The 25,281-nt window shown below is 57.5% G+C and carries 26 protein-coding genes; 14 read left to right on the top strand and 12 right to left on the bottom strand.

Annotated elements, in window-relative coordinates:
• Window positions 1-62: 62 nt before the first annotated feature.
• The 6 genes from yihX to nadS all read left to right on the top strand — a co-directional run bounded on the left by yihX (window position 63) and on the right by nadS (window position 3,708).
• The gene (gene yihX / locus ACZ6J2_RS20100; RefSeq protein ID WP_471726520.1) at window positions 63-662 is read left to right on the top strand and encodes a glucose-1-phosphatase; all 600 of its coding nucleotides are present in this window, start codon (window positions 63-65) and stop codon (window positions 660-662) included.
• On the top strand, window positions 656-1,537 hold the full coding sequence (locus tag ACZ6J2_RS20095) for a virulence factor BrkB family protein (RefSeq protein ID WP_045888499.1): 882 nt from the start codon (window positions 656-658) through the stop codon (window positions 1,535-1,537). The genes yihX and ACZ6J2_RS20095 overlap by 7 nt, the downstream gene beginning before the upstream one ends.
• Complete coding sequence (dtd, locus tag ACZ6J2_RS20090; protein WP_471726519.1) at window positions 1,534-1,971, top strand: D-aminoacyl-tRNA deacylase; 438 nt, start codon at window positions 1,534-1,536, stop codon at window positions 1,969-1,971. The genes ACZ6J2_RS20095 and dtd overlap by 4 nt, the downstream gene beginning before the upstream one ends.
• Window positions 1,972-2,015: 44 nt before the next feature.
• On the top strand, window positions 2,016-2,957 hold the full coding sequence (gene fabY, locus ACZ6J2_RS20085; protein WP_023309755.1) for a fatty acid biosynthesis protein FabY: 942 nt from the start codon (window positions 2,016-2,018) through the stop codon (window positions 2,955-2,957).
• 148 nt (window positions 2,958-3,105) lie between these two features.
• A complete protein-coding gene (locus tag ACZ6J2_RS20080) occupies window positions 3,106-3,417 on the top strand; it encodes a hypothetical protein (RefSeq protein ID WP_045888501.1) in 312 nt (103 codons plus the stop codon).
• On the top strand, window positions 3,418-3,708 hold the full coding sequence (nadS, locus tag ACZ6J2_RS20075) for a NadS family protein (RefSeq protein ID WP_032662702.1): 291 nt from the start codon (window positions 3,418-3,420) through the stop codon (window positions 3,706-3,708).
• A gap of 40 nt (window positions 3,709-3,748) precedes the next feature.
• Here nadS and fdhE read toward each other — a convergent pair whose 3' ends face one another.
• From fdhE to fdnG, 4 genes are read right to left on the bottom strand one after another with little or no spacing between them, the layout of a single operon-like run.
• The gene (fdhE, locus tag ACZ6J2_RS20070; protein ID WP_029741588.1) at window positions 3,749-4,678 is read right to left on the bottom strand and encodes a formate dehydrogenase accessory protein FdhE; all 930 of its coding nucleotides are present in this window, start codon (window positions 4,676-4,678) and stop codon (window positions 3,749-3,751) included.
• Window positions 4,675-5,310, bottom strand: coding sequence for a formate dehydrogenase cytochrome b556 subunit (gene fdoI / locus ACZ6J2_RS20065; RefSeq protein WP_010436852.1), 636 nt, complete (start codon window positions 5,308-5,310; stop codon window positions 4,675-4,677). The genes fdhE and fdoI overlap by 4 nt, the downstream gene beginning before the upstream one ends.
• Complete coding sequence (gene fdxH, locus ACZ6J2_RS20060; protein ID WP_010436855.1) at window positions 5,307-6,209, bottom strand: formate dehydrogenase subunit beta; 903 nt, start codon at window positions 6,207-6,209, stop codon at window positions 5,307-5,309. The genes fdoI and fdxH overlap by 4 nt, the downstream gene beginning before the upstream one ends.
• Before the next feature lie 12 nt (window positions 6,210-6,221).
• Window positions 6,222-9,272, bottom strand: coding sequence for a formate dehydrogenase-N subunit alpha (fdnG, locus tag ACZ6J2_RS20055; protein ID WP_155279732.1), 3,051 nt, complete (start codon window positions 9,270-9,272; stop codon window positions 6,222-6,224).
• 373 nt (window positions 9,273-9,645) lie between these two features.
• Here fdnG and fdhD point away from each other — a divergent pair, with 373 nt between their 5' ends.
• Window positions 9,646-10,482 carry a formate dehydrogenase accessory sulfurtransferase FdhD gene (gene fdhD, locus ACZ6J2_RS20050; RefSeq protein WP_471726518.1) on the top strand — a complete coding sequence of 279 codons (837 nt, stop codon included), beginning with the start codon at window positions 9,646-9,648 and terminating at the stop codon, window positions 10,480-10,482.
• 114 nt (window positions 10,483-10,596) lie between these two features.
• The gene (locus ACZ6J2_RS20045; protein ID WP_033146958.1) at window positions 10,597-10,809 is read left to right on the top strand and encodes a YdgH/BhsA/McbA family protein; all 213 of its coding nucleotides are present in this window, start codon (window positions 10,597-10,599) and stop codon (window positions 10,807-10,809) included.
• Window positions 10,810-10,848: 39 nt separating this feature from the next.
• Here ACZ6J2_RS20045 and ACZ6J2_RS20040 read toward each other — a convergent pair whose 3' ends face one another.
• Window positions 10,849-11,172 carry an AzlD domain-containing protein gene (locus ACZ6J2_RS20040; protein WP_033146957.1) on the bottom strand — a complete coding sequence of 108 codons (324 nt, stop codon included), beginning with the start codon at window positions 11,170-11,172 and terminating at the stop codon, window positions 10,849-10,851.
• A complete protein-coding gene (locus ACZ6J2_RS20035) occupies window positions 11,172-11,831 on the bottom strand; it encodes an AzlC family ABC transporter permease (RefSeq protein WP_023309745.1) in 660 nt (219 codons plus the stop codon). The genes ACZ6J2_RS20040 and ACZ6J2_RS20035 overlap by 1 nt, the downstream gene beginning before the upstream one ends.
• Window positions 11,832-11,934: 103 nt before the next feature.
• On the opposite strand from ACZ6J2_RS20035, the gene ACZ6J2_RS20030 reads away from it, so the two are divergent.
• The 4 genes from ACZ6J2_RS20030 (at window position 11,935) to ACZ6J2_RS20015 (ending at window position 17,046) form a co-directional block, all read left to right on the top strand.
• Window positions 11,935-12,483, top strand: coding sequence for a helix-turn-helix domain-containing protein (locus ACZ6J2_RS20030; RefSeq protein ID WP_033146956.1), 549 nt, complete (start codon window positions 11,935-11,937; stop codon window positions 12,481-12,483).
• Window positions 12,484-12,500: 17 nt separating this feature from the next.
• Window positions 12,501-13,496: a LacI family DNA-binding transcriptional regulator gene (locus tag ACZ6J2_RS20025; protein WP_471726517.1), complete on the top strand. Its 996-nt coding sequence runs from the start codon at window positions 12,501-12,503 to the stop codon at window positions 13,494-13,496.
• Window positions 13,497-13,600: 104 nt separating this feature from the next.
• Window positions 13,601-15,724 carry an alpha-galactosidase gene (locus tag ACZ6J2_RS20020; RefSeq protein ID WP_471726516.1) on the top strand — a complete coding sequence of 708 codons (2,124 nt, stop codon included), beginning with the start codon at window positions 13,601-13,603 and terminating at the stop codon, window positions 15,722-15,724.
• 44 nt (window positions 15,725-15,768) lie between these two features.
• Entirely contained in the window at window positions 15,769-17,046 is a 1,278-nt protein-coding gene (locus ACZ6J2_RS20015; protein WP_471726515.1) for an oligosaccharide MFS transporter, read from the top strand.
• On the opposite strand, the gene rhaM is transcribed toward ACZ6J2_RS20015, so the two are convergent.
• The 5 genes from rhaM to rhaB all read right to left on the bottom strand — a co-directional run bounded on the left by rhaM (window position 17,034) and on the right by rhaB (window position 22,164).
• Window positions 17,034-17,348 carry an L-rhamnose mutarotase gene (gene rhaM / locus ACZ6J2_RS20010; protein WP_471726514.1) on the bottom strand — a complete coding sequence of 105 codons (315 nt, stop codon included), beginning with the start codon at window positions 17,346-17,348 and terminating at the stop codon, window positions 17,034-17,036. The genes ACZ6J2_RS20015 and rhaM overlap by 13 nt on opposite strands.
• On the bottom strand, window positions 17,345-18,493 hold the full coding sequence (gene fucO / locus ACZ6J2_RS20005; protein WP_471726513.1) for a lactaldehyde reductase: 1,149 nt from the start codon (window positions 18,491-18,493) through the stop codon (window positions 17,345-17,347). Before fucO ends, rhaM begins: the two co-directional genes overlap by 4 nt.
• 41 nt (window positions 18,494-18,534) lie before the next feature.
• On the bottom strand, window positions 18,535-19,365 hold the full coding sequence (gene rhaD / locus ACZ6J2_RS20000; RefSeq protein WP_262771532.1) for a rhamnulose-1-phosphate aldolase: 831 nt from the start codon (window positions 19,363-19,365) through the stop codon (window positions 18,535-18,537).
• Window positions 19,366-19,438: 73 nt separating this feature from the next.
• A complete protein-coding gene (gene rhaA / locus ACZ6J2_RS19995) occupies window positions 19,439-20,698 on the bottom strand; it encodes an L-rhamnose isomerase (protein WP_471726512.1) in 1,260 nt (419 codons plus the stop codon).
• A complete protein-coding gene (rhaB, locus tag ACZ6J2_RS19990; RefSeq protein WP_471726511.1) occupies window positions 20,695-22,164 on the bottom strand; it encodes a rhamnulokinase in 1,470 nt (489 codons plus the stop codon). Before rhaB ends, rhaA begins: the two co-directional genes overlap by 4 nt.
• 301 nt (window positions 22,165-22,465) lie before the next feature.
• Between rhaB and rhaS the strand changes: the two genes are divergently transcribed.
• Both rhaS and rhaR read left to right on the top strand, forming a co-directional pair.
• Window positions 22,466-23,302 carry an HTH-type transcriptional activator RhaS gene (rhaS, locus tag ACZ6J2_RS19985; protein ID WP_211438793.1) on the top strand — a complete coding sequence of 279 codons (837 nt, stop codon included), beginning with the start codon at window positions 22,466-22,468 and terminating at the stop codon, window positions 23,300-23,302.
• A gap of 73 nt (window positions 23,303-23,375) precedes the next feature.
• Window positions 23,376-24,224 (top strand): HTH-type transcriptional activator RhaR, encoded by an 849-nt coding sequence (gene rhaR, locus ACZ6J2_RS19980; RefSeq protein WP_471726510.1) that lies wholly within the window; start codon window positions 23,376-23,378, stop codon window positions 24,222-24,224.
• Here the strand turns inward: rhaR and rhaT are convergent, their stop codons facing one another.
• Window positions 24,225-25,259, bottom strand: coding sequence for an L-rhamnose/proton symporter RhaT (gene rhaT, locus ACZ6J2_RS19975; RefSeq protein ID WP_471726509.1), 1,035 nt, complete (start codon window positions 25,257-25,259; stop codon window positions 24,225-24,227). It abuts the gene before it with no gap.
• Between the last annotated feature and the right edge of the window lie 22 nt (window positions 25,260-25,281).

Raw genomic sequence — 25,281 nt, 5'->3', positions numbered from 1 at the left:
TGCATAGCCAAACTTTATCTTTCCCGCTACAGTTATCTCTCCACGGCGAGAAGGAGATAAACATGCTTTATATCTTTGATTTAGGAAACGTAATCGTCGATATCGATTTTAATCGCGTGCTGGGTGCATGGAGCGACTTTAGCCGCGTTCCGCTGGCGACACTGAAGCAGAATTTCGCGATGGGCGAGACCTTCCATCAGCATGAACGCGGCGAGATCGGCGATGAAGAATTCGCTGAACGTTTCTGCCAGGAGATGGATCTACCGTTGAGCTACGAGCAGTTTTCGCACGGCTGGCAGGCAGTATTCGTCGCCATCCGGCCTGAAGTGATCGACATCATGCACAAGCTCCGCGAGCAGGGCCAACGGGTCGTTGTGTTGTCAAATACCAACCGCCTACATACCACGTTCTGGCCTGAGGAATACCCTGAAGTTAAGGCGGCGGCCGACAAGATCTATCTTTCGCAAGAGATGGGAATGCGTAAGCCTGAAGCGCGAATTTATCAGGCTGTTCTGCAGTCAGAGGGATTCACCGCGGCCGATGCGGTCTTTTTTGACGACAACGCCGATAATATAGAGGGAGCTAACCAGTTGGGTATAACGTCAATTCTGGTGACCGGAAAAGAGACGATACCAAACTACTTTGCGAAGCAGCTATGCTAAAAACCGTTCATCAAAAAGCCACGCATCATACTCGCCCTCTGAGGGCCTGGCTGAAACTGCTCTGGCACCGTATTGATGAGGACAACATGACCACGCTGGCGGGTAACCTCGCCTACGTGTCGTTGCTCTCATTAGTGCCGCTGGTGGCGGTTATCTTTGCCCTGTTTTCCGCCTTTCCGATGTTTGCGGACGTCAGCCTGCAGCTTCGTCATTTTGTCTTCGCGAATTTCATTCCTGCAACCGGGGATGTCATCCAGAACTACATTGAGCAGTTTGTTGCCAATTCCAGCAAGATGACGGCAGTGGGGGCGTGCGGTCTTATCGTCACCGCGCTGCTGTTGATGTACGCCATCGATAACGCGCTGAACACGATCTGGCGAAGTAAAAAAGCGCGGCCAAAGGTCTATTCCTTTGCCGTGTACTGGATGATTCTCACGCTGGGGCCGCTGCTGGCCGGAGCGAGCCTGGCGATCAGTTCGTATCTTCTCTCCTTGCGCTGGGCGAGTGAGTTAAACGGCGTAATTGATAATGCGCTTCGCATCTTCCCGCTGATCCTGTCGTGGCTCTCGTTCTGGCTGCTCTATAGCGTCGTGCCGACCACGCGCGTGCCTAACCGCGATGCGGTTGTGGGGGCGCTGGTGGCGGCGTTGCTTTTTGAGCTCGGTAAAAAAGGGTTTGCCCTCTACATCACCATGTTTCCGTCCTATCAGCTGATTTACGGCGTGCTGGCGGTGATCCCCATTTTGTTTGTATGGGTCTACTGGACCTGGTGTATCGTCTTGCTTGGTGCCGAAATAACTGTCACTCTCGGTGTGTACCGCGAACTGAAAAAAGCAGCAGAAGCTGAAAAACAATTAGAAGCAGACCAACCATGATTGCATTGATACAGCGCGTAACCCGTGCCAGCGTCACCGTGGAGGGAGAGGTGACGGGTGAAATTGGCTCAGGACTTTTGGTGTTGTTGGGTGTCGAAAAGGATGACGACGAACAAAAAGCCAGCCGCTTGTGTGAGCGCGTGCTGGGCTACCGTATTTTCAGCGATGCGGAAGGCAAGATGAACCTGAACGTCCAGCAGGCGGGCGGCAGCGTGCTGGTGGTTTCCCAGTTTACGCTGGCAGCGGATACCGAGCGCGGCATGCGCCCGAGCTTCTCAAAAGGCGCCGCGCCGGATCGTGCAGAAGCACTTTACGAGTACTTTGTTGAGCGTTGTCGCCAGCAGGAAATGAATACGCAAACCGGACGATTCGCTGCAGATATGCAGGTTTCGCTGGTGAACGATGGCCCCGTCACATTCTGGCTCCAGGTATGAGCCAACTGGCGGCGTGGCCGCGGGTAACAAGAGAGAGTACAGCTATGTATCACCTTCGAGTACCGCAAACGGAAGAAGAGTTAGACGCTTATTACCAGTTCCGCTGGGAAATGCTGCGCAAGCCACTGCATCAGCCAAAAGGATCTGAACGCGACGCCTGGGATGCGATGGCCCACCATCAGATGGTGATGGACGAAGAGGGTAACCTCGTCGCCGTCGGGCGCTTGTATATCAACGCCGATAACGAAGCGTCGATTCGCTTTATGGCAGTTCATCCCTCCGTTCAGGACAAAGGTCTAGGAACGCTAATGGCGATGACCCTTGAGTCCGTCGCCCGTCAGGAAGGTGTTAAGCGCGTCACCTGTAGCGCCCGCGAAGATGCCGTAGAATTTTTTGCCAAGCTCGGTTTTGTGAATCAGGGGGAAATCACAACCCCGCAAACCACGCCGATTCGTCATTTTTTGATGATTAAACCCATCGCCACGCTGGATGATATTCTTCATCGCGCCGACTGGTGCGGACAGCTGCAGCAGGCCTGGTATCAGCACATTCCGCTCAGCGAAAAAATGGGTGTGCGCATTCAGCAGTACACCGGACAAAAATTTATTACCACCATGCCGGAAACCGGCAATCAAAACCCGCACCACACTCTGTTTGCCGGAAGTCTGTTTTCCCTCGCGACGCTCACCGGGTGGGGTCTCATCTGGCTAATGCTTCGCGAGCGCCATCTGGGCGGTACGATCATTCTCGCCGATGCCCACATTCGCTATAGCGCACCGATAAGCGGCAAGCCGAGCGCCGTGGCCGATCTAGGGTCACTGGGTGGCGATCTCGACCGCCTGGCGCGCGGCCGCAAAGCCCGCGTACAAATGCAGGTTGAACTGTTTGGCGATAAAACACCGGGTGCGGTGTTTGAAGGCACCTACATTGTTCTTCCAGCGAAGCCCTTCGGCGCGTATGAAGAGGGTGGGAACGAGGAGGAGTAACGGTCATCTGGAAAGTGGCTCGCAAATACACAACGTAGCAGGAAGTACCATTCGCCTTATTCAGCGTATCCCTTTAACGTAATCAGCCAGGGGTACGTCATTGACGTACATTGGGCATTTGTTACCATAAGCCAATGGCGTATGATTAATGCTATTCATTGAAACGGATATTTTCACAGAAGACGTCAAAACGTTACTGGATGACGACGAATATCATAGGTTCCAGGTATTCCTGGCTACTCAACCGGAGTTCGGCGATCTTATCCAGAATACGGGAGGCCTGCGAAAGATTCGCTGGCTTGCTGGCGGCAAGGGGAAGCGTGGTGGAGTCAGAGTCATCTATTTTCATCGTACGCGTGAGTATGAAATTAGACTGCTGCTCATCTATCGCAAAGGAATCAAAGATGACCTTTCTGCAAGTGAGAAAGCCATTCTGAAAAAGATGATTGAGAGGTGGTAAATGGATAAGGCGCTGTTTGAGCGATTAACCCAAAGCATGGCGCAAATGAACGAAATTGCCGAGGGCAAACGTGAGCCATCGCGCACCTTTCAAATCGACGCGATAAAAATTAAAGAAATTCGTCAGGCGTCCGGGCTATCGCAGAGTAAATTCGCGAATTTAATTTCTGTTAGTGTCGATACACTGCGTAACTGGGAACAAGGCAGGCGCTCACCTACAGGTCCGGCTAAGGCGCTGCTGCGGGCTATTGCCAACGATCCTCAACATGTTATCCCTGCACTTTCGCAGTAATTAGCCCGGCAGCAAAGAGGCTGACCGGGCTAAATGGGAATTACTCCCCTTCACCCGGGAACAGAAACGGGTTGATCGAGCTGCGGGCAAAGCCCTCCTGCTCCATCTTCGCATCCAGAATCAGCGAGGCGAGATCGTCGGCCACCGCTTCGACTTTCGGGTCTTTTTCCTGATAAAGAATCTTCAGGTAAGTGCCGCAGTCGCCGCAGCTTTCGGCTTTCACCGCCGCTTCTTCATTTTCCAGCGACCAGTAGTTCAGATCGCGGGTCTGCTCGCAGTTGCTGCACTTGATGCGCACCACGTGCCACTCGGTTTCGCAAAGGTTGCAGTGCAGGTAGCGCAGCCCCTGAGTGGTGCCGATTTGCACCATGCTCGATACCGGCATGGAACCGCAGACCGGACAGAACTGGCGCGCCTCGCCGTATTCGGCTCGGGCTTTACCGGGGATCAGGCTTGCCATTTGCGCCCAGTAGAGCGACAGCGCAGCCCAGATAAACGGCGCTTTATCGCTGCTCACCAGAGCGAAGTCGGAGGCAAACAGCGCGCTCGCCATCTCTTCCAGCTCAAGTTCGGACGCTTTTTCCAGATTCTCAATGACCGCCAGCGCGGTGCCGCTCATCTCCGGCTTCAGCTCGGCAATCAGCGAATGCAGCAGCTTTTGCCAGTGCTTGTCGCGCGGCAGGACGTGAATGTCCAGCGGCGGCTTGCCCTGTGCGTTGGCTTCTTTGATGCGCGCGGTCAGATCCATTTGCAGCGGGTGGTCGTACAGCACCACTTCCTGCGCGTGGGCAACCAGCGCGGCAAAGCGCAGAAAATCACCCAGCGGGTTGTTCTCTGCCAGCTCGCGCAGACGCTCTGCGCGGCGGTTGTAGAGGTTCTTGAGTCTGGGGAATAACAACGGCGGAATATAATCCGCCGTGCGTTTCTCGCTCGACCCCAGCTCATCTTGCGGGATTATGCGAATACTCATTCAGATGACTTTTCCTGTTTCTGGCGGACTTCACGGTACCAGCGCGGGTGATGTTTCTTCGCCCACGTGCTGGTTACCCATCCTTCCACCATCGCGGTAATGGTGCCTTTCACCCAAAGGGCGGCGTAGATATGCACCATGATAACCACAATTAACGCCACTGCGGCAAATGAATGCAGCATCAGCGCAAATCGGATCACCGGGATTGAGAAAGCAGGCGCAAAGTACGGACGCCAGATGATCACGCCGCTCACCAGCAACAGGACCAGGAAGATAATCGCCGCCCAGAATACGCACTTCTGGCCGAAGTTATAACGCCCGGTATCACCCACTTCCTCGTTGACGACGATCTTACGAATATTCTTCGCCCAAAAGATATCATCCCGATTGATTAGGTTATGGTGCCAGTAGCGGAAAAACATGATGATAAACGAGGCAAACATCACCACACCCACGAACGGGTGAAGGATGCGCGCCAGCTGTGGCGTACCCAGTACCTGCATCAGCCAGTTGAAGGACGGGAAGAAGAACCCCAGCCCGCTTATCGCCGCCAGCATGAAGCAGAAGGCGGTGACCCAGTGGTTGATGCGTTCCGGCGCGGTGTAGCGCACGATGGTGTCACGTTTTCTCATTTGCGCACCTCGTCTTTCTCTTCATGCAGGTTGTCGTCTTCCTCTTCCGCGCGGTTCGGACCAACGCCGACGTAGTGGAAGATGCTCGCTGCGAAGGTGGCAGCAAAACCGACCGCTGCCAGCGGTTTCCAGATGCCTTTCCAGAACTTCACGGTGGCGCTAATTTCCGGGTTCTCCGGCAGGCCGTGATACAGGTTCGGCTTGTCAGCGTGGTGGAGCACGTACATCACGTGCGTACCGCCAACTCCGGCCGGATCGTACAGGCCCGCGTTGTCGTAACCACGGGTTTTCAGCTCGCCCACACGCTCTGCCGCCAGCGTTTTCATATCCTCTTTGGAGCCAAAGTGGATAGCGCCGGTTGGGCAGGTCTTCACACACGCTGGCTCCTGGCCGACGGTGACGCGGTCAACGCACAGCGTGCATTTGTAGACGCGGTTGTCTTCCGGGTTCAGGCGCGGAACGTCGAACGGGCAGCCCGCGATGCAGTAGCCGCAGCCGATGCACTGTTCGGACTGGAAGTCGACGATGCCGTTGGCATACTGAATGATAGCCCCTTCTGACGGACATGCCTTCAGGCAGCCCGGATCCGCACAGTGCATACAGCCGTCTTTGCGGATAAGCCATTCCAGTTTGTCGTTCTGCTCCACTTCCGAGAAACGCATCACCGTCCAGGACTTGGCGGTCAGGTCCGCCGGGTTGTCGTACACCCCGACGTTGTGACCCACTTCGTCACGCAGATCGTTCCACTCTGAACACGCCACCTGACAGGCTTTACAGCCGATACAGGTGGTCACGTCGATAAGCTTCGCCACTTCCTGCTGGTGGTCCCGCGCCTGAGGCGCGGGCGTGAAACTGTTTGTCGCGGAACGACGGATAATGTCTTGAGATTGATAAGCCATAAGTCGTCTCCGTTACACCTTTTCCACGTTCACGAGGAAGGCCTTAAACTCCGGCGTCTGCGTGTTCGCATCGCCGACGAACGGCGTCAGGGTGTTCGCAATGAACCCTTTCTTCGCCACACCCTCATAGCCCCAGTGGATCGGGATACCGATGGTGTCCACCTCCTGACCGTGAACGTTCAGCGTGCGGATACGCTTGGTCACCACCGCCTTGGCTTTAATATAGCCGCGGTTAGAGGAGACCTTCACGGTATCGCCATGGGCGATGCCGAGCTTGCCCGCCAGCTTCTCGCCGATCTCCACAAACTGTTCCGGCTGCGCGATGGCGTTAAGCAGCGCGTGCTTGGTCCAGTAGTGGAAGTGCTCGGTCAGACGGTAGGTGGTACCCACGTACGGGAACTTGTCCTTTTTACCCAGCGCTTCGAAATCGCCCTTGAAGATACGGGCTGCCGGGTTAGAGACCACGTTCGGGTGCAGCGGGTTGGTACCCAGCGGCGTCTCAAACGGCTCGTAGTGTTCCGGGAACGGACCTTCCGCCATCTTATCGATAGCAAACAGGCGTCCCATCCCTTCAGGCTGCATGATAAACGGCCCAACGTCGCTGCCCGGTGCGGCAGTGCTGTAGTCCGGAATATCCACGCCGCCCCATTTCGCGCCGTCCCACTTCAGAAGCTGACGCTTCGGATCCCACGGGTTGCCCTGCGGGTCAGCGGATGCGCGGTTATAGAGGATGCGGCGGTTGAGCGGCCACGCCCATGCCCAGCCCAGCGTATTGCCAAGGCCCGACGGGTCGGCGTTATCGCGGTTTGCCATCTGGTTGCCTTTCGGCGTCCAGCTACCGGCAAAGATCCAGCAGCCGCTGGAGGTGGTACCGTCATCGCGCAGGTGCGCGAAGGTGCTGAGCTGATCGCCTTTCTTCGCCAGTACGGTGCCGGTGGCCGGGTCAATAACGTCCGCCAGCGCCTTACCGTTGCTCTCCATCGCCACTTCTTCCGGCGCAGGATTTTCCGGCGTCGAGTAGTTCCAGGTCATGTTCAGCACCGGTTCCGGGTTCGCGCCGCCTTCTTCCGCATACATCTTACGCAGGCGTAAGAAGATGCCGGCCAGGATCTCGCCGTCGTTCATGGCGATGCCCGGGGCGTCCGCGCCTTTCCAGTGCCACTGCAGCCAGCGTCCGGAGTTGACGATAGAACCGTTCTCTTCTGCGAAGCAGGTTGACGGCAGACGGAACACTTCGGTCTGAATCTTTGACGGATCGACGTCGTTCGATTCACCGTGGTTCTGCCAGAAGGTTGAAGTCTCGGTATTGAGCGGGTCAATCGTCACCAGGAACTTCAGCTTCGACAGAGACTCAACAACCTTGTTCTTGTTCGGGAACGAGGCAACCGGGTTAAAGCCCTGGCACAGATAGCCGTTCACTTTGCCCTGGTGCATCATCTCGAAATACTGCAGAACGTCGTAGCCTTTGTCCCACTTCGGCAGCCAGTCAAAGCCCCAGCTGTTTTCAGCCGTCGCTTTGTCGCCGAAGAAGGCTTTCATCATCGAAACGAAGAACTTCGGATAATTGCCCCAGTAGTTCACCTGGCCTTCGAGGAGCGGTTTTGGCGTGCTGGCCGTCAGGTAGGTCTGCAGGTCGGTCTGTTTCTCGCTTGGCAGGTTCATGTAACCCGGCAGGCTTTGAGACAGCAGGCCGAGGTCGGTCAGACCCTGAATGTTGGAGTGACCGCGCAGGGCGTTCACGCCGCCGCCTGCCATCCCCATGTTGCCGAGCAGCAGCTGCACCATCGCCATGGTACGGATGTTCTGCGCGCCGATGGAGTGCTGCGTCCAGCCGAGGGCGTACAGGAACGACGCGGTTTTATCTTTCGCGCTGGTTTCGGCGATAAGCTCACACACCTTCAGGAAGTCCGCCTTCGGCGTACCGCAGATGTTTTCAACAACTTCCGGCGTATAGCGGGAAACGTGCTCTTTCAGCAGGTTCCACACGCAGCGCGGGTGTTGCAGGGTGGTGTCGCGCTTCGCAAAGCCTTTCTCATCCAGTTCGTAGTTCCAGCTGGTTTTGTCGTATTTGCGTTTTTCGGCGTCGTAACCGCTGAACAGGCCATCTTCGAAGTGGTAATCCTCACGTACGATCAGGCTGGCGTTGGTATAGGCTTCGGTGTATTCGCGGTTATATTTTTCGTTGGTCATCAGGTACAGCAATACGCCTGACAGGAAAGTGATGTCAGTACCTGAACGAATAGGGGTGTAGAAATCCGCCACTGACGCAGTACGCGTAAAGCGGGGATCGATCACAATCAGTTTCGCACCGTTGTGGATTTTGGCTTCCATCGCCCAGCGGAACCCGACAGGGTGCGCTTCAGCGGCGTTACCGCCCATCACCACAATGAGGTTGGCGTTCTTGATGTCGACCCAGTGGTTGGTCATCGCACCGCGACCAAATGTTGGAGCAAGACTTGCTACCGTTGGTCCGTGTCAGACACGCGCCTGGTTGTCGACCGCGAGCATACCGAGTGCGCGCGTAAATTTCTGGGTTAAATATCCGGTTTCGTTGCTGGAAGCAGAGGCACACAGCATCCCGGTGGAGAGCCAGCGGTTGACCGTGACGCCGTCGGCGTTCTTCTCAACAAAGTTGGCATCGCGGTCTTCTTTAATGTGTTTTGCGATGCGGTCAAACGCCTCTTCCCAGCTGATTTGCTGCCATTTGTCGGAGCCAGGCGCGCGATATTCAGGGAATTTGAGGCGGCTTTCGGAGTGGATAAAGTCCACCAGACCGGCCCCTTTCGGGCACAATGCGCCGCGGTTGACCGGATGATCCGGGTCGCCTTCGATATGGAAAATAGACGCTTTGGCGTTTTTAGCACCGTCGCCGAGGCTATACATCAACAGCCCGCAACCGACAGAGCAGTACGTACAGGTATTACGGGTTTCACGGGTGCGCAGCAGTTTATACTGCCGCGTTTCCGCCAGCGCTACGCCGGGCGCAAAGCCCAGTGCCGCTGCCGTGGTGCCTGCCATACCGCCAGCGCAGATCTTAAAGAACTGCCTTCTGCTGACCTGCATGGGTCACTCCTTGTTTCGACATTGCTTACATATGTAGTTTTAACTTCGCGGTTGAGAATTGACCGCAAAGGAGAAAAATTTGCGTTAATCCCTCAATTCCACGAGGGATATCATCAGAATACCACAATGTCGGTACAGCTGTTCTAATGGCGTTAATACAAAGTGAACGTATTATCACCCTGTTGACTATAAAGTGTGACATTAATCACATTATTAACCCCGCATGTTAAAGGGGTGTAGCATGCGTTTTGTTGCACCTCTCACAAGTGAGTAGGTAAACTTGATGCTCAAAAGTTGATCCATACTATGCGTAAGCCCTGTTGTTTGTGATGCAATAGCAGGCTCACCTCCGTGGTTGTTCAGGAATACCGCTGTGTCTAAACAAAACCGTGCTCCCCACTCGTCACCACTGCCTGCGGGCATAGTGGAACTGTCGGTACACAGACCGCCCCACATTATCCATGCCACGCCGGATTTTCTGGCGGAAGAGGTGCCCGTTGCGCTCGTTTACAACGGCATCTCGCATGTGGTGATGATGGCTTCGCCGAAAGATCTCGAGCTGTTCGCCATCGGTTTTTCCCTCTCGGAAGGCATCATTGACCATCCGCAGGAGATCTACGGCATGGACGTGGTGCAGGCTTGCAACGGCCTTGAAGTGCAAATCGAACTCTCCAGCCGCCGCTTTATGGGGCTGAAAGAGCGCCGCCGCGCGCTGGCCGGGCGCACCGGCTGCGGCGTCTGTGGCGTTGAGCAGCTCAATGATATTGGCAAACCCGTTGCGCCACTGCCGTTTACTCAGACCTTTGATCTGGCTCGCCTCGACCATGCGCTCGAGCACCTGAACGATGTACAGCCCATCGGCCAGCTGAGCGGCTGCACGCACGCGGCGGCATGGGTTTTGCCGTCGGGCGATATTGCCGGGGGACACGAGGACGTGGGCCGCCACGTGGCGCTGGACAAGCTGCTCGGTCGCCGGGCGCGTGAAAGTAATGTCTGGAAGCAGGGGGCGGCACTCGTTTCCAGCCGCGCCAGCTATGAGATGGTGCAAAAATCGGCGATGTGCGGTGTGGAAATTCTGTTCGCGGTGTCGGCGGCGACCACGCTGGCGGTGGAGGTGGCGGAGCGCTGCAACCTGACGCTGGTGGGCTTCTGCAAGCCGGGAAGGGCGACGATTTATACCCATCCGCAGCGGTTAATAGTTAATCAATAATTTTGAATGATAATAGCAAATCCTTCCGCTTTTAGTTGTTCATGATGAGGTCTAGTATTTATCTCATCAAGGCACGGTGCCTTACCTAAACAACTTAATGAAAGGGTTTATATTATGAAAAGCATCAAAACTTTTGTCGCTGTAATCGCTCTGGCTACTTCTTTCGGTTCTTTCGCTGCACAGACCGTGACCGCAACCGCCTCTACCATTGATGGCGCAGAAGCTAAAATCGCGGCTCAGGCTCAGGATGCTGGCGCATCATCTTACAAAATTACCCAGGCGTTCTCAGGTAACCGCGTACACATGACTGCTGAACTGACTAAATAAGCTATCACACCGTCGAAAGAGCGCCCCCGGGGCGCTTTTTTAGTTTATGCCCGCCACGCGCAGCAGCGCGGTTACCACTGCCGCCGCCACGATCACCACAATTAACGGCATCTTTCGCCAGGCCAGAAATACCGCAAACGCCACGCCCAGCACGCGCGCCATGCCGGCAAAGTGGTCACCTTCATAAAACGTGGTCGCCAGCGCCACGGAAAACAGCAATACCGTTGCCGCATCTGACAGCAGCGCCTGTGAACGCTCTGACAATGCCAGCCTGCTGCCCAGTTTCGCCCCGCCAAGACGCATCAGATACGTTCCCGCAGACAAAATGGCGATACCGAGAATAAAAAACGTCATATTTCCCATTATTTTTTCCTCGCAGCGAGACCCAGTAAGGAGAGCAGCACCGGTAATCCCACCGGGGCAAACGGCACGGCGGCCAGTGACAGCGCGGCGCCGCTGCAGGCGCGGATCAGCGTGGTACGGTTTTTAAACGCGGGAACCACTAGCGCCAGCAATATGGCAGGGAATACCGCATCCAGGCCAATGGTTTCCGGGTCCGGTAGCAGCTTGCCGACCATAGCGCCCAGCAGGGCCCCCAGCGGCCAGACAATCGCCACGCCTAAACCACATAGCCAGTACGCCGCTTTGCGCTGTTCGGGCGTTTTTTGCGACAGGCCAAACACCACGCTTTCGTCGTTCATGATGTGGCAGCCCAACAGGCTCAGGCCGCGTTTGCCGACCAGCTCACGCACCGTCACGCCAAACGGCACGTGCCGCGCGTTGACCAGCAACCCCGCGGCTGCGGCCGCCAGCGGGTTACCGCCGCTTGCCACGATGCCAATAAACATAAACTCTGACGCGCCCGCGAGTACGGTGATGGAGAGTACAAACGGTACCCAGACCGGGAAACCGTAGGCCATCGCCAGGGAGCCGTATGACATCCCGACCACGCCGACCGCGAGGCAGACCAGGATGATTGCTTTTATGGTGTCGCCTTTCAGGCAAGAGAGATGATGCTTCATACATTTTTAGCCATATCGAACGGGTATCCATTATAATGAACGCAACAGAAGTGTTTTTCAAGATGAACGATTCGTTCGATTTAAAGAACAAAGAGGCCGTTTTATGACGCAGCCAATCAGCGTAATCGCCAAAAGCCTGGTGCGAGAGCGCCTGCGAACCGGGCTTTCACTGGCGGAAATCGCTCGCCGTGCCGGGATCGCAAAATCCACGCTTTCTCAGCTTGAATCAGGCAACGGTAACCCGAGCCTCGAAACGCTGTGGTCGCTTTGCGTGGCGCTGGATATTCCTTTCGCCCGCCTGCTTGAACCACAGCAGCCTACCACTCAGGTGATCCGTCGTGGTGAAGGTACAAAGGTCGTTGCCGGACAGGCCAACTACGAGGCGATACTGCTGGCGGCATGTCCGCCTGGCGCGCGACGCGACGTATACCTCCTGCTTACCCAGCCGGGCGCAGACCGCATTTCCCAGCCGCATCCGCCGGGGTCCGTTGAACACATTATTGTGACGCAGGGGCGCGCGTTAGTGGGCCTGATCGACGCGGCCGAAGAACTCGGACCGGGAGATTACATCTGTTATCCCGCCGATTTGCCGCATATCTTTAAGGCGCTGGAGCCGGATACGCACGCGCTGCTGGTGGCGGAACAAAACTAACAGAGATACGGAAACTCATGTCGCTTAAAGCCATTGCTAAAGAACTGGGGCTGTCTGTCACCACCGTCAGCCGCGCCCTCAACGGATATGACGACGTCTCCGCCGAGACGCGCGCACGCGTGGAAGCTGAGGCTCAGCGCCGTGGTTACCGACCAAACACCTTTGCCCGCCGCCTGAAGATGGGCAAAATTGACGCCGTCGGGCTGGTGTTTCCCGTACATCCTGTTCCGCTCAATAACAGCGTATTTATGGACATGGTTGGCGAAATTAGCCATGAACTGGCGCGACATGAGATCGACTTATTGCTCATCGCCGACGACGATCTGGCGGATAAGCACAGCTATATGCGCATGGTGCAAAGCCGACGCGTCGACGCGCTGATTGTGGCGCACACGCTGGACCACGATCCGCGTCTTGTTCAGCTTCAGGCCGCCGGTTTTCCTTTCCTGGCGCTTGGGCGCAGCCACCTCCCGCAGCCGTATGCGTGGTTTGACTTCGACAACTATGCCGGTACCTGGCAGGCGACCCGCTGGCTGATCGAGAAAGGCCATAAGCGTATCGCGCTACTTGGCGAAAGCAACAATCAGGCGTTTATCACCCAGCGCCGTCAGGGTTATCTCGACGCCCTGCGGGAAGCCGGGCTTTCCAGCGAATGGCTGCGTGCCATGCCGCCTTCGCGCCGCGTCGGGTATGCCACCACGAAAGAACTGCTTGCCCTGCCGCAGCCGCCCACGGCCATCATTACCGACTGCAACACCCACGGCGACGGCGCGGCGATGGCGCTGGCGCAGCTGGGGCGTTTATCCGGCGACAACGCCGTCTCGCTGGTGGTCTATGATGGCCTGCCGCAGGACAGCATCGTTGATATTGAGGTGGCGTCGGTGATCCAGTCCACCCGCCAGGGCGTCGGGAAACAGATTGCCGATATGGTGCGCCAGCTGATTAACGGCGACGATATTGAACGGCTTCAGGTGCTCTGGCAGCCAGAATTCTCTCCGGGCCAGACGGCCTAAATACCGCAAAATTTTAAACCCGATCACAGATCCGAAACGTTTTGGTTTGTATCCGAAACGTTTCGGATCAACACTCAGATCATCCCGATGACAGGAGATGTCTGATGCAAGATTCCGTTTTACGACTTGAAACCACGACGGTAGACGTGGTGATCAAAACTCATCCGTTCGCCGAAATTCTCTACTGGGGGCCTCACCTTCCGCACTTTTCGCCGCAGGATGTTGCTATGCTCGCGCGTCCCGTTGCCAACGGCAGGCTTGACGTCGACTCCCCGGTCACGCTGATGGCCGAGCTGGGGCATGGTCTGTTTGGTTCGCCTGGCATTGAGGGGCATCGCCAGGGGCTGGACGGTTCCCCAGTTTTCAAAACCACGCAGGTACAGCAGGACGTAAACACCCTGACGATAACCGCCGAAGATGAGCATGCGGGCCTGCGCCTGACCAGCGAGCTGGCGCTGGATGCCAGCGGCGTGCTGGTGGTTCGTCACGGTTTAACCAACCTGAAAGCGATCCCCTGGCAGGTGGACCGTTTCGCCGTCACGCTGCCGGTGGCCGAGCGCGCGCAGGAGGTAATGGCCTTCCACGGACGCTGGATCAGGGAGTTTCAGCCGCACCGCGTAAAGCTTGAACATGACAGCTTCGTGATTGAAAACCGTCGGGGTAAAACCTCCCACGAGCACTTCCCGGCGCTGATTGCCGGTACGCCGTCGTTCAGCGAAATGCAGGGCGACGTCTGGGGCGTGCATCTGGGCTGGAGCGGTAATCACCGCCTGCGCGCGGAAGCGAAAACCGACGGTCGTCGCTATCTTCAGGCCGAAGCGCTCTACCTGCCGGGTGAAATGGCGGTTGAAGAGGGCGATACGCTCTGGACGCCACGCCTGTATGCCAGCTACTCCGCACAGGGCCTGAACGGCATGAGCCAGCCGTTTCATCGCTACCTGCGCAACAACGTCATCCGCTTCCCGGAAAACAAACCGCGCCCGGTGCACCTCAATACCTGGGAAGGGATCTACTTCAACCACGATCCGGACTACATCAAGCGCATGGCCGACGAGGCTGCCGCGCTGGGCGTGGAGCGTTTCATCATTGATGACGGCTGGTTCAAAGGCCGTAACGACGACCATGCCGCGCTGGGCGACTGGTATCTGGACGAGAAAAAATACCCGAACGGCCTGACGCCGGTGATCGACCACGTCAAACGGCTCGGCATGGAGTTTGGCATCTGGGTTGAGCCGGAGATGATCAACCCGGATTCAGATTTGTACCGCGCGCATCCTGACTGGGTACTGGCGCTGCCGGGCTATCCCCAGGCGACCGGACGACACCAGCTGGTGCTTAATCTCAGCATTCCGAAGGCCTTTGATTACCTGGTGGAGCGCATGAGCTGGCTGCTGGGCGAGCATGCGGTCGACTACGTGAAGTGGGACATGAACCGCGAGCTGGTGCAGCCTGGACATAACGGTAAAGCCGCCGCCGACGCCCAGACCCGCCAGTTTTACCGCCTGCTGGACGTGCTGGGCGAGCGCTTCCCGCATATTGAGTTTGAATCCTGCTCCTCCGGCGGCGGTCGCATTGATTATGAGGTACTGACCCGCAGCCACCGCTTCTGGGCGTCCGACAACAACGACGCGCTGGAGCGCAGCACCATCCAGCGCGGCATGAGCTACTTCTTCCCGCCGGAGGTAATGGGCGCTCATATCGGTCATCATCAATGCCACGCCACCTTCCGCCAGCATAGCATCCAGTTTCGCGGGCTGACGGCCCTGTTTGGCCATATGGGGCTGGAGCTGGATCCGCTCGCCGTGGACGCACAGGAGCGCGAAGGCTATCGCCATTACGCCGCGCTGCACAAGCAGTGGCGAGAGGTGATCCACCATGGTACCCAGTGGCGTATTGATATGCCGGATGCCACCACGCTGGCGCAGGGGATTGTGAGCGAAGACAAGGCGCAGGGGCTGTTTATGGTCAGCCAGCTCGCGATGCCGGACTACAGCCTGATGATGCCGCTGCGCATGGCGGGGCTGGAGGCCAGCGCGCGGTACCGCGTCACGCTGCTCGATCACCCGAATATTCAGATTACGGGTGAGGGAGGGCACACCATGCGCAAGCTGCCGGCGTGGATGGAAACGCCGCAAACGGTGAGCGGCGAGTGGCTGATGCAGGCGGGCATTGCGCTGCCGATTCTGGATCCGGAAACCGCCATTCTGATTGGCGTTGAACGCGTGTAAGGGTGACGGGCCGGGAAGTCGGCCCTCCGCTGAGGATAAAAATAATGAACACAACAACCTGTACCCACAAAGACAACCCTAACTTCTGGATCTTTGGGCTGTTCTTCTTTCTCTACTTCTTCATCATGGCCACCTGCTTTCCGTTCCTGCCGATTTGGCTGTCGGACATCATCGGCCTGAATAAAACCCATACCGGGATTGTCTTCTCCTGCATCTCGCTGTCGGCCATCGCCTTCCAGCCGCTACTGGGCGTCATTTCGGACAAGCTGGGGCTGAAAAAACACCTTCTGTGGATCATCGCGGTGCTGCTGTTTCTGTTCGCGCCGTTCTTCCTGTACGTCTTCGCGCCGCTGCTGAAAGCCAATATCTGGCTGGGCGCGCTGAGCGGCGGGCTGTATATCGGTTTTGTATTTTCGGCCGGATCGGGGGCGATTGAGGCCTACATTGAGCGCGTGAGCCGCAACAGCTTCTTTGAGTACGGCAAGGCGCGGATGTTTGGCTGCCTCGGCTGGGGCTTGTGCGCCTCAACGGGCGGCATCCTGTTCGGCATCGATCCGTCGTACGTTTTCTGGATGGGATCGGGAGCGGCATTGCTGCTGATGCTGCTGCTGGTGGTGGCGAAGCCAAAGCCCAACCAGACGGCGCAGGTCATGGATGCCCTGGGCGCGAACCAGCCGCAAATCACCGCCAAAACCGTGTTCAACCTGTTCCGCCAGCGCAGAATGTGGATGTTCATTCTGTATGTGATTGGCGTGGCCTGCGTGTATGACGTTTTCGACCAGCAGTTTGCCACCTTCTTTAAAACCTTCTTCGCCACGCCGCAGGAAGGGACCCGCGCCTTTGGTTTCGCAACGACTGCGGGGGAGATTTGTAATGCCGTCATTATGTTCTGCTCGCCGTGGATCATTAACCGCATCGGCGCGAAGAACACGCTGCTGATCGCCGGGGTGATTATGGCGACGCGCATTATCGGTTCATCGTTCGCCACCACCGCCGTGGAGGTGATTGCCCTCAAGATGCTGCACGCGCTGGAAGTCCCGTTCCTGCTGGTGGGCGCATTCAAGTACATCACCGGGGTGTTTGATACCCGACTGTCAGCGACTATCTATCTGATCGGCTTCCAGTTCGCCAAGCAGTCGGCGGCCATTTTCCTCTCCGCTTTTGCCGGGAATATGTATGACCGGATCGGCTTCCAGGAGACGTATCTGATGCTGGGCTGTTTCGTGCTGGCGATTACGGTGGTGTCGGCGTTTACGCTGAGCAGCAGGCAGGAGATCGCTGCCGCCGCGGGGGCAGCAGCGTTAACACATCAGTCCAGGTAAAAGACCTCTTTAAGCTCGGTACTCACCGGGCTGTTATCCGGGTTCGACGGCATGACGTCGCCCATATGTTTCCACCAGCGCTGGCAGACGTCGGTATTGGCTACCGCGCTCCAGCGCTCCTCCGATTCAATCTCTACGGTCGCAAACAGCAGGTTGCGGGCTTTGTCGAGATAAATGGCGTAATGGTGTGCGCCGTGGTCTTTCAACACCTTTTCCAGCTCCGGCCAAATCGGATTGTGGCGACGCGCGTATTCCTCGTGCGCGTCCGGGTTGACCTGCATCACAAAGGCTTTGCGGATCATAGTGCCTCCAGGTACAGCTCGCGGACCTCATCGCGGCTGGCGGCGCGCGGGTTGCACGGCGCACACGGATCGGCGAGCGCTTTATCCAGCCAGCCTTCAATATCGGCTTTGGTCACGCCGAGCTGGCTAAAGCCCGCCGGGATGCCGACGCGAGCGCTCAGGTTGCGGATCGCCTGAATGGCGGACATGCTGGCGGCTTCATCGCTCATGCCGCGGGTATCGACGCCCATCGCCTGCGCCACGCGGGCAAAACGCGCGACCGCGTTCGGGCGGTTAAAGCTTTCGACGATCGGCAGCAGGATGGCGTTGCATACGCCGTGCGGCAGGTTGTGCGTCGCGCCCGGCTGGTGCGCCAGGGCGTGTACCAGACCCAGACCCGCACTGTTAAACGCCATGCCCGCCAGATACTGACCAAACGCCATCTGCTCGCGCGCCTCAAGGTTATGACCATCTTCGACCACTTCCGGCAGCCACTGGTTGATCAGGCGAATCGCTTCCAGCGCGTTGGCGTCGGTCAGCGGGTGCGCGCCAACGGACACGTAGGCTTCAATGGCGTGGGTTAGCGCATCCATGCCGGTTGCGGCGGTCACGGAGGCGGGAATATCGAGCATCACGCTGGCATCGTCCACGGCGATGTCCGGGATGATGTTCGGGTCAATGATCACCTCTTTCACCTGTCGCGCGGAGTCGATGATCACCGCATTGCTGGTCATCTCCGCCGCCGTGCCTGCGGTGGTGTTAATTGCCACCAGCGGCACGCCCGCATTTTTCACCTTGCCGACGCCGGAATAATTGGTTGACGGACCGGGGTTGGCGGTGAGGATTTTGATCGCCTTGGCGGTATCAATCGGGCTGCCGCCGCCGAAGGCAATCACGTAATCACACTCCGCGTCCCGGTAAGCCGAAATTCCTTTTTGCACAAGCGCTTCCGTCGGGTTCGGGAACACCTCATCGAACAGGTGATACGACATCTGATGGGCGTCCAGCGCGGTAAACAGGCTGTCGAGCAGGCCCAGCTTTACCAGCTGGCCGTCGGTGACAATCAGCGCTTTTCCCCACTGCTTGTTCGCTACCAGGTTGACCATATCGCCGATTGCGCCAGTGCCGTGAAGGCTGATTTTTGGAAGCGCCAACATAAAGCTCATGATAATTCTCCTTAACGATCAAAGATTTTCCTGCGAAGGCGTTATGCATATAAATTCAGCGCGGACTGCAACGGGCTCACGCCAAAGCGCTTGCCGAGGGCGATGAGTTCTTCCCGGGAAATGGTCTGCTTCATGCCGCCCATGGAGTACACCTTCACCAGCACTTCCGCTGATTTCTCGGCGGTGTCGATCAGGCCAAAGGTTTCATCAAGCGTAGGGCCGCTGCCGAACACGCCGTGGAACGGCCACAGCACCAGAGCATGTTTTTGCATATCAACGGCGGTTGCCTGGCCGATTTCGTCGGTACCCGGCACCATCCACGGCAGAATGCCCACGCCGTCCGGGAACACCACCAGGCACTCGGTACTGCCTTCCCACAGCTTGCGGGTGATGAAGTCGGCGCTGTTTTCCAGCACGTAGGTCAGGGCGATCAGGTTGGTGGCGTGGCAGTGCATGATCACGCGGTCTTTGCCGTTCGTCGCCCTGATGCGCTCGCAGTGGGAGAGGAAGTGCGCCGGCAGTTCGGAGGTGGGCACCGCCTCGTCGGTCAGGCCCCACAGAATGTGGTAGCCCGCGCCGTCGCTGTCCACTTTCACCACGCCGAGGTTGGCCTCCGGGTCGAGCTGGACGTTACGGAAGAACTTGCCGGAACCGGTGACGATAAACGGCGTGTTGGCGAGCAGCGGCATCGGCTGGCTCAGCGCGATATAGCGCGGCTTCTGGTGGAAATCGGCCGCGAACGGTTCAATATCCGCGTCGTCCAGGCGCAGCGTCAGGTTGCCGCCGTTGCGCTCGTCCCAGCCTTTCAGCCAGGCGTCGGAGGTGGCTTTGATCATGCCCTGGACGAACCAGGAAGTGGTGATGGTCTGCATAGTCTTCATTTTCCAGTTATCGCGGTGAGGTTGAACCCTCTCCCTGTGGGAGAGGGTTAGGGTGAGGGCAAAATTACCCGCGCTGACTCAACACGTCTTTCTCGTATGTCCGCACGTTGTCCAGCCACTGGCTGCCCGCCGGGGCGTCGTTACGCTGGCAGTACATCTCCCACACCGCCTGCCACGGCAGGGATTTCTGCTCTTCCAGCAGCGCCAGACGCGCGGTGTAGTCGCCGTTAGCCTCCAGCTGTTTCAGCGCGGCGACAGGCTCCAGCAGCGCGCGCAGCAGGGCTTTCTTCATGTTGCGGGTGCCGATAACCCATGCCGCGATGCGGTTGATGGAGGCATCGAAGAAGTCGAGGCCGATGTGTACGCGGTCAAAGAGGTCGTGACGGATGATTTCGCTGGCAATCGCCTGGGTTTCGTCATCCAGCAGCACCACGTGGTCGCTGTCCCAGCGCACCGGACGGCTGACGTGCAGCAGCAGGCGCGGCACGTAGAGCATGGCGGCGGAGATTTTGTCTGAGATCACCTCGGTCGGGTGGAAGTGGCCGGCATCCAGACACAGCGCGGTCTGGCGGCTGGTGGCGTAACCCATATAGAACTCGTTTGAGCCTACGGTGTAGCTCTCGGCGCCAATGCCGAACAGCTTGCTCTCTACGGCGTCGATGTGGTGCGCCGGGTCCAGCTTCTCGCTGATGGCCTCATCCAGCGCGGCCAGCAGGCGCTGGCGCGGGGCCAGACGGTCGACGGTGATGTCCTTCATGCCGTCCGGGATCCAGATGTTCATCACCGACGGCGTGCCGAGCTGTTCGCCGAAATAGGCCGAAACGCGGCGGCTGGCCTTCACGTGGTCGATCCAGAACTGGCGGATGTCGTCGTCCGCGTGGGCGAGGGTAAAACCGTCCGCGCTCAGCGGATGTGAGAAACAGGACGGATTAAAGTCCAGGCCCAGCCGGTTGGCTTTCGCCCACTCTACCCAGTTCTTAAAGTGTTCCGGTTTGATTTCGTTGCGCGCCACCGGCTCGTCGGATTCGAGGTAAATCGCATGCAGGTTCAGTCGTTTTGGCCCCGGGATCAGGCTCAGCGCCAGCTCCAGGTCGGCGCGCAGTTCGGTCGCGTTACGCGCTTTGCCGGGGTAGTTACCGGTGGCCTGAATACCACCCGTCAGGGAACCGCCTGGATTCTCGAAACCGGCGACGTCATCGCCCTGCCAGCAGTGCATGGATACGGGCAGACGGTCGAGCTGGCGCAGCGCCTCTTCGACATCCACGCCGACGGCGGCGAAACGCTGTTTAGCCAGGCCCCAGGCTTGTTCTAATTGAGTTGTCATGCGCAAAGCTCCTTAGTCAGTCGGTTTTGCTGAAACTGCGCCCGAAAGCGAGCAATTTCACGGCAGGGATTGGGGGTGAAGGTGGTCAGGCTGGCGTTAGCCGCCACCACAGAACGGAAGTCATCAACGCTGGAAAGTTCGTCCAGGGTCATCAGCTGAATGCCGATATTCCCGAGCGTGGAGGCCTCCACGGGACCCGCCACCACGGTGATGCCGCAGGCATCGGCGCAGAGCTGGTTCAGCAGCTGGTTCTGGCAGCCGCCGCCCACGATATGCAGCTGGCTGAACGGTCTTCCGCGAAGGCTCGCCAGCTCGCTGAGGATGTCGGCATACAGCAGGGCGAGGCTGTCAAAAATGCAGCGCGCCAGTTCTGAAGGCCTCGACGGCACCGGCTGCCCGCCCTCGACGCAGGCGACCTGAATTTCGGCGCTCATGTGCGCCGGGTTGATAAAGCGGTCATCGTTCGGGTTGATCAGGAACGTACAGGCCTTCAGCTTCTCGGTTTCGGCGATAAGCGCGGGCAGGTCGGTAATGTTTTGCTCTTTCAGCACCCGCTGGAGCAGCCACAGCCCCATGATGTTTTTCAGTACGCGGTAGCGGCCTTCGGCACCGCCTTCGTTGGTAATGTTTGCCGCCATCGCGGCGTCGCTGGCGTACGGGGTTTTGCTCTCAAAGCCCATCAGCGACCAGGTGCCGGACGAGAGGTAAGCCGCGTCTTTGCTTGCAAGTGGGGACGCTATTACCGCGCTGGCGGTATCGTGGCTGGCGACGGCAACGACAGGGATTGCGTTCCCCTGGGGGCAAATCCAGTGACCGATCACGTTACCCGGGTGGGTGGGTGTGCCGAACCAGGAAGGCGACGCCCCCGTCCAGGCCAGCAGATGTTCATCCCAGCTATCCGAGTTGATGTTGACCAGCTGCGTGGTGGTGGCGTTGGTATATTCCCAGTTCATGTTGCCGGTCAGGCGATAGCTCAGGTAGTCCGGGATCAGCAGCGCATGGGCCACGTCCGCGACCAGCTCCGGCTGTTGCTCGACCAAAGCACGCAGCTGATAAAGCGTGTTAAACGGCAGAAACTGAATGCCGCTGCGCCCGTAGATGTTGTCCTTGCCAAGCTGGGCGATAGCGTTCGCCATCAGGCCGTCGGTGCGGCTGTCGCGATAAGAAACCGGCAAGCCGATGCGCTCGCCATGGCTATCAAGCAGAACGTAGTCCACGCCCCAGGTATCAATGCCGATGCTGTCGATGCGAATGCCGTCGTTGCAGACGTTGTTCAGTCCGGTACGGATCTCCGCCTCCAGGGCATCGATATCCCAGGTATCAAAACCGTCCTGCTTTTGCAGGCAGTTGGCGAAACGGTGCATTTCGCGAAGCGAAAGCGCGTGCTGCTCACGGTCCCAGCTCGCGAGCATTACGCGGCCGCTGGATGCGCCTAAATCGACAGCCACACAATGGCGAAAAGTCATGGTCGGGTCCTTTCTTAAGTCATTAGCGGTGAGTGTAAAAAAGGGAAGAAAAAGTCACCTTCTCGCCACTGACAGGCCAAATCTCGCGCTGGCAAGAAAGCAAAGGTGAATGTGAGGACGTTCACAGTTTCCAGCAGTGACGGGATGCTCAGGCAGTGTGACGCTGAGCGCATTTCCCGATCTTTCCCCCTGTTTCTTGAAAAATGGACAGCTTTTGCGAGGTTTACTGCCAAAAATTGAAGGTGAGTGTGGGAGGCCTTAATTACTATTTTGAGAACATTTTTCATTGGTGGAGGCCGTTATGACCGTACTGCACTGCGTGGATTTTTTTCCTTCAGGAGGTTCGCCTGTCGCGATTGAGCCACGGCTTCCTCAGGCTGCGTTCCCGGAGCATCATCATGATTTTCACGAAATTGTGATTGTTGAGCGCGGGACGGGTATTCATGTTTTCAATGGCCAGCCTTATACCATCAGCGGCGGTACGGTGTGCTTCGTGCGCGACCACGACCGGCACCTGTATGAACATACCGACAACCTGTATCTGACGAATGTGCTTTACCGTTCCCCGGACGCGTTCCAGTTTCTTTCGGGGCTGAGCCAGCTGTTGCCCCAGGAGCAAGACGGACACTATCCGTCGCACTGGCGGGTGAATCAGTCCATCCTGCAGCAGGTGCGTCAGCTGGTGAGCCAGATGGAGAAGAGCGAGGACGGGCAGGAGACGCACGCCATTGCCACGCGCGAACTGCTGTTTATGCAGCTTCTGGTGCTGCTGCGCCGCAGCAGCCTGGTGGAAGGGCTGGAAGATAACAACGCGCGCCTGAACCATCTGATGGCCTGGCTGGAAGATCATTTTGCCGAGGATGTCTGCTGGGAAACGCTTGCGGATGATTTTTCCCTGTCGTTGCGTACCCTGCATCGCCAGCTTAAACAGCACACCGGACTGACGCCGCAACGCTACCTTAACCGTCTGCGCCTGATCAAAGCGCGTCATCTTTTACGTCATACCGACGATAGCGTCACGGATATTGCCTATTGCTGCGGTTTTGGCGACAGCAATCACTTTTCAACGCTATTTCGCCGGGAATTTAACTGGTCTCCGCGCGATATTCGCCAGGGAAAAGACGCGATGCTTCAGTAACGCGAGGGCAGTCACCGTTTTATTTCCGCAAAAAAGCTAATAGTGTCAGGTTATTCGGCGTAGAGGTCGTGGTGTGGCTGCTCAGTTAATTCTTCGCAAAGATGATTTTTTTGCCTCCGCGAGTCAGGCCGTCACTGTGGCCGATCGCTACCCGCAGGACGTTTTTGCCGAACATACCCACGAGTTTTGCGAGCTGGTGCTGGTTTGGCGCGGTAACGGCCTGCACATCCTCAACGACCGCCCCTACCGCATCACGCGCGGAGACCTGTTCTACATTCGCGCGGATGATAAACACTCCTACGCCTCGGTTAACGACCTCGTGCTGCAAAACGTTATTTACTGTCCGGACAGGCTCAAGCTTAACGTGGACTGGGCCGCGAGCATTCCGGGCTTTCTTGATGCTAAGGGTTCTGCGCACTGGCGCTTAAGCAGTAGCGGCATGGCTCAGGTGCGGCAGGTTATTTCTCAACTGGAGCAGGAGAGCCAGAAGAACGACCCCGTTGCTAACCAGCTGGCGGAGTTGCTTTTCGCCCAGCTGGTGATGACGTTGAAGCGCCATCGTTACGCAACTGATAACCCCTCCGCCACAACGCAGGAAGCGCTGCTGGATAAGCTCATCACCCGGCTTGCGGGTAGCCTGAATAAAAACTTTGTACTGGAGAAATTCTGCGAGCAGGAACAGTGCAGCGAGCGCGCGTTGCGCCAGCATTTCCGCACCCTGACCGGGATGACGGTGAACCACTACCTGCGCCAGCTGCGCATCTGCCATGCACAATATCTTCTCCAGCATACGGAGTGGATGGTCAGTGATGTGGCGATGCGCTGCGGCTTTGAGGACAGTAACTACTTTTCAGTGGTGTTTAACCGCGAGGTGGGAATGACGCCGGTACAGTGGCGTCATCGCAGTCGAAAGGGTGCGTAATCAGTTTGCCATGCCGAGGCCGACGATATTGGCAGCGATAATAATCACCACGCAGCCGAGGCTCAGTACGCCAACCGGACGACGTCCGGCGTTCGTCCACTCTTTCAGCACCAGCCCAACCAGCCCGCCGCAAAGTACGTAGAAACTCATGTGCAGCATCCAGCTTATATAGTCGTATTGCGCCGGAATGCTGGCGTGGCCCCAGGCGTAGAAGAAGAACTGCAAATACCACATCAGGCCGCCCAGAGCGGAGAGCAGCACGTTGGTGATGATGAGCAATGTTGCCAGCGAGAAATCGGTTTTTACCGACAGGTTTTTTACTTTTGCCAGACGAATGAAGCAGAAGCCCAGGTTAACCATCGCGCCGCCACCCATAATCACGACATAGCTTGGTAGCGCAACGTACAGCGGATCGACGCCCAGCGCGGCAGCCGCTTCGTGCATCGGTTTGGCGGCGTTCATGGCGAACGACATGCCGGCCGAGAAAATGCCGCACATCACCGCCAGCAGCAGACCTTTCTTCAGGTTAAAATCTTCAGCTTTAATGCCCATCTTGCGTTCTTTCAACTGCCCCGCGCGCGTCACAATTCCTACGCCAATGACCGCCACCAGCACGCCCAGGAGCGTCATCCGCCCACCCTGAGTATTAATAAGCACGTCGAAGTTACCGTTGAGAATTGGCGTCATCAGGGTACCGACGATCAGCGTGATGCCAATCGCGATACCAATCCCCATCGACATGCCGAGATAACGCATGGTGAGGCCATAGTTGATGTTGCCGACGCCCCACATCGCGCCAAAAAGGAACACCGGCAGCAGGGTGGCGGCGCTGAATGAGGAGAAGTAGTCCCAGAAATCGGGCAGCAGCATGGCGCTAATGGTCCAGGGCAAAATCAGCCAGGACACGATACCGCCAACGGACCACATGGTTTCCCATGACCAGCCTCTCACTTTTTTAAACGGAGCATAGAAACAGGCTGCACTGGCAGCGCCTATCAAATGCCAGAAGATACCCATCGTAATCGCATGATTCATTTTTACACCCTCATCGTTTTTA

It is taken from the genome of Enterobacter sp. E14S, from assembly GCF_055666685.1.
The sequence above is the reverse complement of the archived record's forward strand: the minus strand, read 5'-3'. Positions and strand labels throughout refer to the sequence as shown.

Coding starts and splice junctions, on each gene's coding strand:
- yihX (WP_471726520.1), top strand. CDS start 63: ATGCTTTATATCTTTGATTTAGGAAACGTAATCGTCGATATCGATTTT.
- ACZ6J2_RS20095 (WP_045888499.1), top strand. CDS start 656: ATGCTAAAAACCGTTCATCAAAAAGCCACGCATCATACTCGCCCTCTG.
- dtd (WP_471726519.1), top strand. CDS start 1,534: ATGATTGCATTGATACAGCGCGTAACCCGTGCCAGCGTCACCGTGGAG.
- fabY (WP_023309755.1), top strand. CDS start 2,016: ATGTATCACCTTCGAGTACCGCAAACGGAAGAAGAGTTAGACGCTTAT.
- ACZ6J2_RS20080 (WP_045888501.1), top strand. CDS start 3,106: ATGCTATTCATTGAAACGGATATTTTCACAGAAGACGTCAAAACGTTA.
- nadS (WP_032662702.1), top strand. CDS start 3,418: ATGGATAAGGCGCTGTTTGAGCGATTAACCCAAAGCATGGCGCAAATG.
- fdhE (WP_029741588.1), bottom strand. CDS start 4,678: ATGAGTATTCGCATAATCCCGCAAGATGAGCTGGGGTCGAGCGAGAAA.
- fdoI (WP_010436852.1), bottom strand. CDS start 5,310: ATGAGAAAACGTGACACCATCGTGCGCTACACCGCGCCGGAACGCATC.
- fdxH (WP_010436855.1), bottom strand. CDS start 6,209: ATGGCTTATCAATCTCAAGACATTATCCGTCGTTCCGCGACAAACAGT.
- ACZ6J2_RS20045 (WP_033146958.1), top strand. CDS start 10,597: ATGAAAAGCATCAAAACTTTTGTCGCTGTAATCGCTCTGGCTACTTCT.
- ACZ6J2_RS20040 (WP_033146957.1), bottom strand. CDS start 11,172: ATGGGAAATATGACGTTTTTTATTCTCGGTATCGCCATTTTGTCTGCG.
- ACZ6J2_RS20035 (WP_023309745.1), bottom strand. CDS start 11,831: ATGAAGCATCATCTCTCTTGCCTGAAAGGCGACACCATAAAAGCAATC.
- ACZ6J2_RS20030 (WP_033146956.1), top strand. CDS start 11,935: ATGACGCAGCCAATCAGCGTAATCGCCAAAAGCCTGGTGCGAGAGCGC.
- ACZ6J2_RS20025 (WP_471726517.1), top strand. CDS start 12,501: ATGTCGCTTAAAGCCATTGCTAAAGAACTGGGGCTGTCTGTCACCACC.
- ACZ6J2_RS20020 (WP_471726516.1), top strand. CDS start 13,601: ATGCAAGATTCCGTTTTACGACTTGAAACCACGACGGTAGACGTGGTG.
- ACZ6J2_RS20015 (WP_471726515.1), top strand. CDS start 15,769: ATGAACACAACAACCTGTACCCACAAAGACAACCCTAACTTCTGGATC.
- rhaM (WP_471726514.1), bottom strand. CDS start 17,348: ATGATCCGCAAAGCCTTTGTGATGCAGGTCAACCCGGACGCGCACGAG.
- fucO (WP_471726513.1), bottom strand. CDS start 18,493: ATGAGCTTTATGTTGGCGCTTCCAAAAATCAGCCTTCACGGCACTGGC.
- rhaD (WP_262771532.1), bottom strand. CDS start 19,365: ATGCAGACCATCACCACTTCCTGGTTCGTCCAGGGCATGATCAAAGCC.
- rhaA (WP_471726512.1), bottom strand. CDS start 20,698: ATGACAACTCAATTAGAACAAGCCTGGGGCCTGGCTAAACAGCGTTTC.
- rhaB (WP_471726511.1), bottom strand. CDS start 22,164: ATGACTTTTCGCCATTGTGTGGCTGTCGATTTAGGCGCATCCAGCGGC.
- rhaS (WP_211438793.1), top strand. CDS start 22,466: ATGACCGTACTGCACTGCGTGGATTTTTTTCCTTCAGGAGGTTCGCCT.
- rhaT (WP_471726509.1), bottom strand. CDS start 25,259: ATGAATCATGCGATTACGATGGGTATCTTCTGGCATTTGATAGGCGCT.